Source organism: Streptosporangium sp. NPDC003464, assembly GCF_053588315.1.
Genome location: NZ_JBSFPS010000552.1, coordinates 1 through 1,533 on the forward strand (window position 1 = coordinate 1; position 1,533 = coordinate 1,533).

Annotated in this window: 2 protein-coding genes; both read left to right on the forward strand. The window is 76.1% G+C overall.

Features of this window, described 5'->3' with window-relative positions:
* Window positions 1-730: 2OG-Fe(II) oxygenase (locus ACWDS7_RS48455; protein ID WP_451934825.1), on the forward strand; the 730-nt coding region annotated here is incomplete at its 5' end.
* A gap of 95 nt (window positions 731-825) precedes the next feature.
* Window positions 826-1,401, forward strand: a complete 576-nt coding sequence (locus ACWDS7_RS48460) for a hypothetical protein (RefSeq protein WP_451934826.1) — start codon at window positions 826-828, stop codon at window positions 1,399-1,401.
* The last annotated feature ends 132 nt before the right edge of the window (window positions 1,402-1,533 follow it).

Sequence of the window (1,533 nt, forward strand, 5' to 3'; positions counted from 1 at the left end):
CTTCAGCCGGGGCGAGAGCGGCCCCGACATCACCTGGGCGAACTGGGGCTTGCCCAGGGAGTCCGGTCCGGCCGGGACGTACTGGCGGGTGGTGACCCTGACCCCGCCGCTGCTGACCCCGGCCGAGTGCGCGAGCGTCTCCGGGCTGTACGAGGAGGCCGGACTCTTCCGCTCCACGGTCGACATGGCCCGCTACCGGTTCGGATCCGGGCAGTACCGCTACTTCGACAGCCCGTTCCCCGACCTGGTGCAGCGGCTGCGGCAGGCGTTCTATCCGCGGCTGCTGCCCATCGCCCGCGACTGGGCCGCCAAGCTCGACAGGAGCGCGCCCTGGCCCGACAGCCTGGACGAGTGGCTGGAGATGTGCCACGCGGCGGGACAGACCAAGCCCACGCCGATCCTGCTGCGCTACCGCCAGGGCGACTGGAACGCCCTCCACCGCGACCTGTACGGCGACCTCGTCTTCCCCCTGCAGGTCGTCATCGGCCTGGACGAGCCCGGCGTCGACCACACCGGCGGGGAGTTCCTGATGGTCGAGCAGCGGCCCCGCGCCCAGTCCCGGGGCACCTCGACGCTGCTGCGGCAGGGCCACGGCCTGGTCTTCACCACCCGTGACCGCCCGGTGGAGTCGGCGCGCGGCTGGTCGGCCGCCCCGGTCCGCCACGGGGTCAGCACCATCCGCTCGGGCACCCGTCACACCCTGGGCCTGGTCTTCCACGACGCCGCGTGAAGGGGGACGGTCACCGTACGGCCCGCCGGCCCGCGACAGGTCCGGCCCCGCACGTCGCCGGGCGCCGGCAGGCGCCCCTACAGGGAGCACACGACATGACAATCATCGCGGGCACCGGAAGAGCCACCCGGCCGCGTTCACCCCTGGTCCGCCCCCTCCCCGCCGCGCGGGCGGCGGCTCCGGCGCAGCCGGCCGGGCACACCGCCGCCGAGGTGGCGGCGCTGGTGGAGCAGCTGACAGCGGCCCGGCCGCGGATCGAGACGGTCACCGTCGGCCACGGCCGCGACGCCGCCTCCCGGGCCGCGGCCCAGGCGTTCGTCCGGAGCTGGGAGGCCGCGGGCGGGACCGTGCCGGCGGTCGTCGACTGGCCCGAGGAGGCCGCGTCCTGGCTGCGCCCGGCGCGGCGGTTCGCCGCCGGCGATCCCGACGCGTGGGTGGTGGCCGGCGCCGCGCTGGGATGGGCGCAGATGAGCCGCCGGCTGCGGCACAGCACCGGCTGGCAGCCGCGGCGCACCTACGCCTTCGCCTGCCTGGGCGACGTGCGGGTCGTGGAGCTGGCCGGGCCGGCCACGCTGGAGGACATGCGCGGGGTGGCGGCGGACGGCAGCACCTGGCGGATCGGCCGCGGCCTGATCACCTACTACCCGCACCCCGACGAGGGCCCCCGATGACCGGGCCGGCCCGCCGCTCCCGGGTGCCCGCCGCGTCGCGGCCCCGGGCCGTGGCATATACGAGCCCCGGGGGAGGGGCTGGGGACAATTCCCGGAGAGGGGCCGCTGGGACGATTACCGTCACTCGTCGTG

What these genes read in the sequence shown, in the direction of transcription:
- ACWDS7_RS48460 (WP_451934826.1), top strand. Translation starts at nt 826, where the DNA reads ATGACAATCATCGCGGGCACCGGAAGAGCCACCCGGCCGCGTTCACCC.